The sequence below is a fragment of the Mycolicibacter heraklionensis genome (genome assembly GCF_001021505.1).
GTDB lineage: Bacteria > Actinomycetota > Actinomycetes > Mycobacteriales > Mycobacteriaceae > Mycobacterium > Mycobacterium heraklionense.
This window is the reverse complement of record NZ_LDPO01000042.1, coordinates 1-8,875: the sequence shown is the minus strand read 5'-3', so window position 1 is coordinate 8,875 and position 8,875 is coordinate 1. Positions and strand designations below refer to the sequence as shown.

Genomic DNA, 8,875 nt, shown 5'->3' with positions numbered 1-8,875 from the left:
CTAGGACGGCCACGCGCGCTTTGGACATGACCCATGACTGTCACCTATGACGCGACTCAGCAGCCACCGATGCAGGTGTCACCCATGTCGCGACTCATCTGTCACCTATGTCGTGAACTCACACACCTCCGCCACCGCCATTTCAATGGCGGTACCGGTATCAAGCCAAGCGCCGGTGGTCTCAGCCGGATTCGCGCTTGCCGCAGGCGTCAGGAAACCTGGCCCAGCGCAAGGGTGCGGATTCTCTCGGGGGGCGGCGCGCCCGGGGGTATATCTGAGTTTCAAGTGCTGGTTAGAGATTCGTATCCCGTGTGCGGCGTCCTCCCAATCAACCGGTTGAATTGCTTCGGCCCAGCTGGTGCGGCAATTGGTCGAGGAGAACCGGTTTCGATCATGTCGCCGCCCGCGACAGCCATCGGCGCACTGCCGCATCGTCGCCGATCCGGGCGGCAACCCGCCCGCGGGCCACCCCGTCCGAGTCCTGTTCCATCCGGAAAGGCGGGCTCGACCTCACATTATGTATCTAATATATAAAACAGACGACTCCGCCAGTGCCTTTTGTTCAAATCGATTTCAGCGTTGATATCGAGATGCGCCGGGACAGTGTCGTCAGTATAGATACATTTCCTAAGCGGTCCCGCAGGCCCCGATTGCCCTCGCGAGCGAGCGGGTGACTGAACTTCCGAGCGGAATAATGTTGGCGCACTGCAACAAAGCCTGGCTAACATGGCGGCATGCAACGTCCAGCTCGTCGACGCACCCCCAGTGACCTTCCCGGATTGGACATCGCCGAACAGAAGTCGTGGCAGAACTTCCTGCACGCCGCGCTGCGCTTTAATGCCACGATGGACCGCTGGCTGACCGAAGCGCACCAACTCTCCGTCATCGACTTGCGGGTGCTGGACATCCTGGACAAGTCCGACGACGGTGCGGCAAGGATGGGTGATCTGGCCGACGCGCTGGGTGCGACCCCGCACCATATGACTAAGCGAATCCGTCGGCTCGAGGAGCGGGGTTTGGTTCAGCGCGAACAGAATTCCGACGACAGGCGTGGAGTGGTGGCTCGGATCAGCGCGGACGGCCGGCGGGTGGCGGGGCATGCCAGCCTCAACTACGCCCAAGGGGTCAGGACCCATCTCATCGGCACCTTGTCGCGGCGCCAGCTTGCCACTCTCGAAGAGAACTGCCGACGAATCAACTCCGGCTTGAGGCAGGCCGACTCGACGCTCTATGTGTCCCGGGCCCCCGGCGGCGAGCCGACTGCCAAGCCGCCGCTCTGATCTACGCGGTACCCGACCTGCCGTTTGCCCGCGGCGTGTAGAGCGCCCGCGGGAAGCGGCGAGAAAATGGATGACGGGCGTTCGGGCGATGAGGTCGACCGTTCCCTGCCGTGATCCACGCACACGGCCCTTGGCCAGCGGTTATCACCCGGACAAAGCCGCGCCAGCGCTTTGCTAGAACAGGTTCTGACAGTCACTCATCAATTATTTTCCGGTTGAACTAACCAGGTTACCCGGAATTGTTTGCCGTGTTCGCTCTGAAACGGCTCCGAGCAGCACCGATACGCCGGCGGCGGGTGTTGCGGACTGCGGCCCGACGACAGCCATGTATTCAAAAGGATGCAAACCACCCCCCATTTTTGTGGCCATCGCCGAAGGGCTTCGGTACCGTCGCCCGCCGTGGAAGACACAGGTGCTCAGGCGCCGGCGATGCGACTGCCGGGGCTGGAGGACATCGAACAGAATTCCTGGCACGAGTTCGTCCAGTCATCGACGGGTCTGTTGGCCGCTCTGAATAGAAGTCTGATGGGGCGGCACCGGCTGGACCTGTCTGAGCTGCGGCTGTTGGACGTTCTCGCCAAGTCCGACACCGGTTCTGTCCGAATGAGCGATCTGGCGGCGGCCCTGATGCTGCTTCGCAGCCGGGTCACCTGGTTGACCCGCCGGCTGGAAAGCCGCGGCCTCGTCCGCCGAATTCCCATCCCCGGTGATGGGCGGGGGGTGCGGGCCGAACTCACGCCCGAGGGCCGAATGAGGTTGGGGGAGGCCCGCAAAACCTACGCCGAACAGATCCGCCGGCTCTACGTGAACCAGATGTCCCGCCAGCAAATGCTTGCGCTGGGTGCCAGCTGCCGTCAGATCAACGCGTCGCTGGAGGCAGCGGAGCTTCCGAAAAAGTCGACGCTGGATTGAGTCGCTCGCCTCTTGCCCAACTGCTCGGCGCGAAGTTTCCGAATCAACCTCCAGTCGCCGGATCGCGTGGCTACCATCGCCCGGCATGGGGCACCTGCGGGCTCTTGAGCAGCCAGTGTGGGAACTGCCTGTGCTTGACGCGGATGAGTGCACGTGCGTGCACCAGTTCATGGACTCCTCGTCACGCCTGCTTGCTGCGTTGAATGACAGCCTGGTCCACGCCCACGGGCTGACTCTTTTTGAGGTCCTTGTGCTGGACCGGCTGGCCCGTTCGGAGACCGGTTCGGCCCGGATGCGGGACCTCGCTGAGGCTTTCGCGCTGGCGCCCAGTCGGGTGACTTCGCTGATCGGCCGGCTGGAGGCCCAGGCCCTGGTCGTCAGGCGTCCGCACCCGACCGATCGCCGGGCAGTACTTGGCCACATCACCGCTGCGGGCCGGCAGCGCTACGCGCCCGCGGCGGTCACCTACGCCCGCGGCATTCGTGCGTACTACCTCGACCAACTGTCGCGTCAGCAGGTGATCGCCCTCGGTGACGTCTGCCGGCGAACCGGCCTTCCTGAGCAGTCCTGAGCGCAGTTCGGAGTCCGCGTCCCGGCTGGCAGCACCCGAAAGGTCGCTCGAAAAATTCTCAGGGAACGGGGCCTTACAGGCGAGCTACGATGCGCCTCGGCCGGACCGTTCGCGTCGGGTTAGATGCCCGTGACCTGCGTTGACGCGAGGTTAGCCGCATGCTAGCTATGGTTCGTCTAATAGGGTTCCTTGCTGCATCCAAACGACTTGACACCTGTTTCTACAGTGCCATTCTGGACTTAGTGGCAGCGCCGCCTCATCCCAGTTCAACGCCTATTTCGCGCCGACGAGACGCGAAATGGGCTCAAGTGAACGTGTTTCAATTCTTACTCGCCGGTAATTTCCAGTTGAATCATTCAGCGGCCGACAGGAATTTGCTGGCCGTCAAAGTTAATGCGTGTACCTGGGGTTTTTCGAGCCCGTTAGATTGCCAACGGTGGGTAGGGGCGATGCCTTTGAGATCAAGCGCTTCCTGACTGCTGATTTTCAGGTCGCCCTCAGTTACGTTCCGTGTGCTGAGTCACATGACCTGAAGGAGCTCCCTTGCACGCCATTCTTCGCCCCTACGCAGCGGCCGGTGTCGTCATCGCCGGGACCGGCCTGATCGCTGCCACGCCGGTTGTCGCGCCGGCGCCGGCGCCGACGGTCGCCTCAGTTGCTGACGTCGCGCTCACGGGACTGTCCAACTTCGTTGACACCTGGCAGGACGTGATCAACACCACGAATGCCAACCTTTCGATCCTGAAGGACAACTACATGCTGGCCCCCGGTGTGGCATTCCAGCAGCTGTATGCGAACTGGATGGGCTACATCGACCAGTTCCTCAACGACCCGAGTAGCAGCACCCTGGCTGCCATCAATACCGAGATCCAGCAGAACTGGGTGGCGGTCCGCGACGGCTATACCCTCCCGCTGGACGTGTCTTCTAAGACCCTGGACACGGTTACCAACCACACGATCGACGGGTCGCTCACGACCGGTCATGCCGTGATCCTCGCGCAGGTTCCGGGATACCTGCCGGCCGGCACCGACGTGGACATGGTGAATTCGATCCTCAACTTCATGGTCTCGCCGCTGTCGGGAATCATCATCGGCATGCTGGGGCCGGGCATCAGCCCTTGGGTCGCGCTGCTGAACAGCATCACCGACGGTGACAGCTTCAGTGAGATCCTCGCCAACACCTGGGGCGGCTTCCTCAACGGCGCCACCCTCAATCTCGATTTCGTGCTGCCTTCGATCAACGATGCGGGCTTCCTCCCGGCGGGAATGAGTCTGGACCACTTGGAATTTGCCTTTGGTGGTCTGCTCAGCACCGGTTCGGTGCAGCTGGCCACCTACCAGTCGATGGGAGATGACGGCGAGGTAGACGCCTCGGTTCCGGTTGTCGGAGGCTCCATCTTGAACTCTCTCGGTTTGCAAATGGTCGGCGTTCCGTTGCTTGGGCAAATCGTCGCTGAGGGCCAAGCGATCGGTCCGATCGCGGCCTTCGAGATGTGGGGACAGGTCATCAGCGCGCTGTTGGGCTCGGGCTGGGACGGGGAAGGCACAGTTGTCGTGAACCAGCCCGCGCTCGGAGTCGACCTGCCGCCGATCCCCGACGACTTCACTGCCGAAGCCACCAACTTCTTCGGCGGGTTCCAAGACTTCTTCGACAGTATCTTCGGCTGATCCTCCCCCTCCAAAACTCAACTGCCCCAAATCTTTACATCTTAGAAAGGTGTTCCTCAATGAGTCGTCGTCACAGCAGCAGCCGGCGCCGCGGTCAGCATGAGGCTGGTCAGTCGCGCCGCAAGCGGGTGATCGGTGCCAGTGGTGCCGCCACTGCGTTCTTGGCGTTCGGGATGACGCCACTGGCGGGACTTCCGTCAGCACAGGCCGACGACGGTCTGGATTGGCTGTTGGACCTGTTTGGCCCTGCGGCGTCGGCGGCCGATCCGCTGCCGGCTGCCGGCGACTTCTTCGACATGTCCACGATCATCAGCCAGTGGTTCTACGAGCCGATTCACTTCGGTGTCGAGGCCTGGATCAACAGTGATCTCGGTGAATTGGTCAACGGCTGGATCAACCAATCTTCCGGCCTGTTCTTGATCGGTGATGGTGCCGACGGAACCGCCCTCAACCCCAACGGCGGCGACGGTGGACTGTGGTTCGGCGACGGTGGTGCAGGCTGGGACAGCAACGATGCGGCTTTGGTCGGCGGTACCGGCGGAGACGCCGGGTGGTTCGGCAACGGTGGTGCCGGTGGCGACGGCTTCGAGACTAGTGCCGGCGGCAACGGCGGTAGTGGTGGCTCGTTCATGGGCATCGGCGGTGACGGCGGTGCGGGCGGACTCGGTGTCGGTGCCGGCGGCAGTGGCGGCGCCGGCGGCAATGGCGGCGACGCGGTTGGCTGGTTCTTCGGTACCGGTGGCAACGGCGGCGCCGGAGGCAATGGCACCGCCGGCGCCAACGGTAGCTATGCCAACGGCGGCACGGGCATTGGCGGCAATGGCGGCAACGGAGGGGCCGGCGGCGCTGGTGGTCGCAGCGGCTACCTATTCGGTAACGGCGGCAATGGCGGGGCTGGTGGTACCGCCGGCGCCGCGGGAACCGCCGCTAATGGGATCGACGACGGCATTGCGGCCCACCTGAATGGAGCCGCCGGCGGTGCCGGTGGCAACGGTGGTGCGGGCGGCGCCGCCGGCGAGAAGTTCGACGGCTCCTACGGACACGCCGGCCAGTCGGGTACGGCAGCCGTGGGCGGCGCCGGAACCGATGGCGGTGACGCCTACAAGGACTCAAGCGGTGACTACCTCGGCAACGGCGGCGCCGGAGGCCGCGGCGGAGCCGGTGGCGCCGGGGCTATCGGTGCTGATGGCGGAGCGGCCGGCAACGGCGGCGCCGGGATTACCGGCGGAATCGGCGGGGACGGGGGCAACGGCGGTTCCGGACAGACCGACGGCGTCGGCGGGGACGGCAGTGCCGGCGGTGCAGGCGGCTTCGGTTCGCTCGTAGGTGGCAACGGAGGCGCCGGAGGCGCTGGGGGGGCCGCGACCCTCGGGGTAGGCCAGGGGGGCCACGGTGGCAGCGGTGGCGCCGGCGGTAATGCGGCCACCGACGACGAAACCGTGAAAACCACCGGCGGCAGCGGCGGTGCCGGCGGCGTCGGTGGCGCCAGTGGTTACATTCCGACCACCACCGGAACCGCTCGCAATGGCATCGGCGGAGACGGTGGCGATGGCGGAGCTGCCGGCACCGGCACCTACATCGGCGGTAACGGCGGCGCCGGCGGAAACGGTGGTGGTGGCGGCGGTGGCACCGCAAGCGCCGGCGGTGACGGCGGCCACGGCGGCGACGGTGCTGCCAGCACCGGTTGGAAGTCTGGCGACGGAACCGTCTTCAGCAAGGGCGGCAACGGCGGTAACGGCGGGACCGGCGGTGCGGTCGGGTCTAACGGTGCCGCCGGTCGCGGCGGTGACGCCGGTGACGGGGCCGACGGGGCGACCGGGAACGGCGTGATCAGCGCCGGCGGTAATGGCGGTAATGGCGGCACGGGCGGTAGCGCAGCGGCAGCCCTTTCTACCGGCGGCGGCTACGGTGGTCAGGGCGGTGATGGGGGCAGTGGCGGTAACGGCACGGCCATCGGCGGTAACGGCGGCAACGCTGGTGGTGGCGGCCTCGCGCAGCTGCAAGGTGGTAGCGGCGGCAACGGCGGTGCTGGCGGTAACAGCGCCGGTGCCAGCGACCCTGCTAATCCGTTCGGCGCCAGCCGCGCTGGCAATGGTGGTAGCGGTGGAGGTGGTGCCAATACGGCTGGCGGCTCTCTGAACGTCTTCCCGACCGGGCCCGCCGGTAACGGTGGTAACGGTGGTGCTGGCGGCAGCGGGGCCGGCGCCGTCAATGGCGGCAACGGCGGTGTCGGCGGCTCCGGCGGAAGTGGCTCCGGCGGTGGTAATGCCGGTGATGGTGGCGCCGGCGGCGCCGCGACGGGCACCGGTAACGGCGGTAACGGCGGTAACGGCGGACTCGGTGGGTCCTCCAAAGCCGGAGTCGCCGGGATCCCGCACCCGGCGGCTGCGGGTGGCGACGGTTACGCCGGTATCGATGGCGGCCAGGGCGGTGACGGCGGTAAGGGCGGTGCCGCCGTCACCGGCAGCGGTGGTAGTGGCGGAAACGCTGGTGCCGGCGGTGTTGGCGGCAACGGTGGCGTGGGCGGTACGGGCGGCGTCGACGCCAACGGCAACGGGTTGCGCGGCGGCAACGGTGGCGTCGGTGGTGCCGGTGGCACCGCCGGTACCGCCGGTGCCGGCGGTATCAGCACCAGTGGCAGCAACGGGGCAGCCGGCAACGACGCCAAGGACGGTAACGGTGGTGCCGGTGGCGCCGGTGGTGCGGGCGGCGTCGGGATCAACGGCGGGACTTCCGGCGACGGTGGCACTGGCGGCACAGGTGGTACCTCGGGCACCGGCAACGGGGGTGCCGGCGGTGTCGGTGGTGCTGGTGGCGCTGGCGCAGCGGGTGCGATTGGCAGCGCGACCACCAGCGGAACAGCCGGTGGCACAGGCGGCAACGGCGGTAAGGGTGGCGTCGGTGGCGAGTCCAGCACCGGTACCGATGGCCTGGCCGGAACCGGTGGCGCCGGTGGAGCCGGTGGTGTCGGTGGCGTTGACGCAGCAGGCAACGGTTTGAACGGCGGCAACGGTGGTACCGGCGGGGCCGGCGGCTCCGGCATCGGCGGTGGTCTCGACGGCAACGGCGGCACCGGTGGTGCTGGCGGTGCCGGCGGCGTCGGAATCAACGGCGGAACCTCTGGAGATGGTGGCAGTGGCGGCACGGGTGGTACTTCGGGTACCGGCAACGGTGGTGCCGGCGGTGTCGGTGGTGCAGGCGGGGCGGGGGCGGCCGGTGCGATTGCCAGCGCCACCACCGCCGGTACGGCCGGAGGTGCCGGCGGTAACGGCGGCAAGGGCGGCAGCGGTGGTGTCTCGAACACTGGCACCGATGGCGCTGCCGGTGCTGGTGGTGTCGGTGGCGTTGGCGGTGTTGGCGGCGTCGATGCCGCCGGCGCTGGCCTAGATGGCGGCCACGGTGGCAACGGTGGTGCCGGTGGTTCCGGCATCAATGGTGGCACTGACGGTGCCGGCGGTGCCGGCGGTGCCGGTGGCGTCGGTGGCGTCGGCAACCAGAACAAAGCTTCTGGTGACGGTGGTGACGGTGGCGCCGGTGGCACGTCGGGTAGCGGGGCTGGCGGCGTTGGTGGGGCGGGTGGTGCTGGTGGCGCTCAAGCCCAAAACGGGATCGCCGGCGATGGCGGCACGGGTGGTGCCGGAGGTGCCTCCATCAGCGGCAACGGTGGTGCCGGCGGAGTCGGTGGTACCGGCGGAGCAGGCCTCGCAGGCACGGCCGGAAACAGCGCGGCGACCGGGAAGGGCGGCAACGGAACAGCCGGCGGTGACGGCGGCAACGGCGGCCAGGGTGGCGTCGGCGGGACGTCCGTAACCGGTAACGGTGGTAAGGGCGGCACCGGTGGCGTCGGCGGTAAGGGCGGCACCGGTGGCGTCGGCGGTAACAGCGGCATCGTCTTTTCCGGCACACCCCCTGCGGGCGGTGCCGGTGGTGCCGGCGGTAACAGCGGTGACGGTGGTGCAGGTGGTGCCGGTGGCACCAGCACCAGCGGTACCGATGGGGTCGGAGGCAACGGCGGTGCTGGCCCGGCTGGCGGTGCGGGCGGCAAGGGCGGTAACGGCGGAGTCAACAGCGCAGGGACTGTCGGTGGTGCGGGCGGCGCCGGTGGCGTCGGCGGCTCCGGCGGTACCGGTGGTAGTCCTGCGCCCGGCGGGGTGGCCGGCACCAACGGCGCCACGGGTGCTACCGGCGTTAACGGCCGACCTGGCTGACATCACCTGGTCACCTACCGCGGCCGTCGGGTCCCTCACGGGGCTCGGCGGCCGCGGTCGCGTTTGGGGCCTAACCGTTCACTCTGCGCTCACGGCGCAACCCACTCGCCCTGGATTCAGGCGGTCGCTGCAACAAATGTGGACGGGTCTGACAGTAGTCGGTCGAGTTCTTCGGCGGGGGTTCGCCAGCCGAGTCGTTTGCGGGGTCGGCCGTTGAGTTCGGCGGCGACTTGGTC

General features: G+C 67.1%; 5 protein-coding genes. All 5 read left to right on the top strand.

Annotation, left to right across the window (positions count from 1 at the left end):
• Window positions 1-734: 734 nt before the first annotated feature.
• The 5 genes from ABW16_RS23295 to ABW16_RS27945 all read left to right on the top strand — a co-directional run bounded on the left by ABW16_RS23295 (window position 735) and on the right by ABW16_RS27945 (window position 8,639).
• Window positions 735-1,280, top strand: a complete 546-nt coding sequence (locus tag ABW16_RS23295; protein ID WP_047321577.1) for a MarR family winged helix-turn-helix transcriptional regulator — start codon at window positions 735-737, stop codon at window positions 1,278-1,280.
• A gap of 399 nt (window positions 1,281-1,679) precedes the next feature.
• Complete coding sequence (locus tag ABW16_RS23290; RefSeq protein ID WP_233424861.1) at window positions 1,680-2,192, top strand: MarR family winged helix-turn-helix transcriptional regulator; 513 nt, start codon at window positions 1,680-1,682, stop codon at window positions 2,190-2,192.
• 130 nt (window positions 2,193-2,322) lie between these two features.
• Window positions 2,323-2,763: a MarR family winged helix-turn-helix transcriptional regulator gene (locus ABW16_RS23285; protein ID WP_230987287.1), complete on the top strand. Its 441-nt coding sequence runs from the start codon at window positions 2,323-2,325 to the stop codon at window positions 2,761-2,763.
• Between the two features lie 543 nt (window positions 2,764-3,306).
• Window positions 3,307-4,431, top strand: coding sequence for an outer membrane porin GjpA (gene gjpA / locus ABW16_RS23280; RefSeq protein WP_052957080.1), 1,125 nt, complete (start codon window positions 3,307-3,309; stop codon window positions 4,429-4,431).
• Window positions 4,432-4,490: 59 nt separating this feature from the next.
• On the top strand, window positions 4,491-8,639 hold the full coding sequence (locus tag ABW16_RS27945; RefSeq protein WP_157864286.1) for a PGRS repeat-containing protein: 4,149 nt from the start codon (window positions 4,491-4,493) through the stop codon (window positions 8,637-8,639).
• The last annotated feature ends 236 nt before the right edge of the window (window positions 8,640-8,875 follow it).

Coding starts and splice junctions, on each gene's coding strand:
- ABW16_RS23295 (WP_047321577.1), top strand. CDS start 735: ATGCAACGTCCAGCTCGTCGACGCACCCCCAGTGACCTTCCCGGATTG.
- ABW16_RS27945 (WP_157864286.1), top strand. CDS start 4,491: ATGAGTCGTCGTCACAGCAGCAGCCGGCGCCGCGGTCAGCATGAGGCT.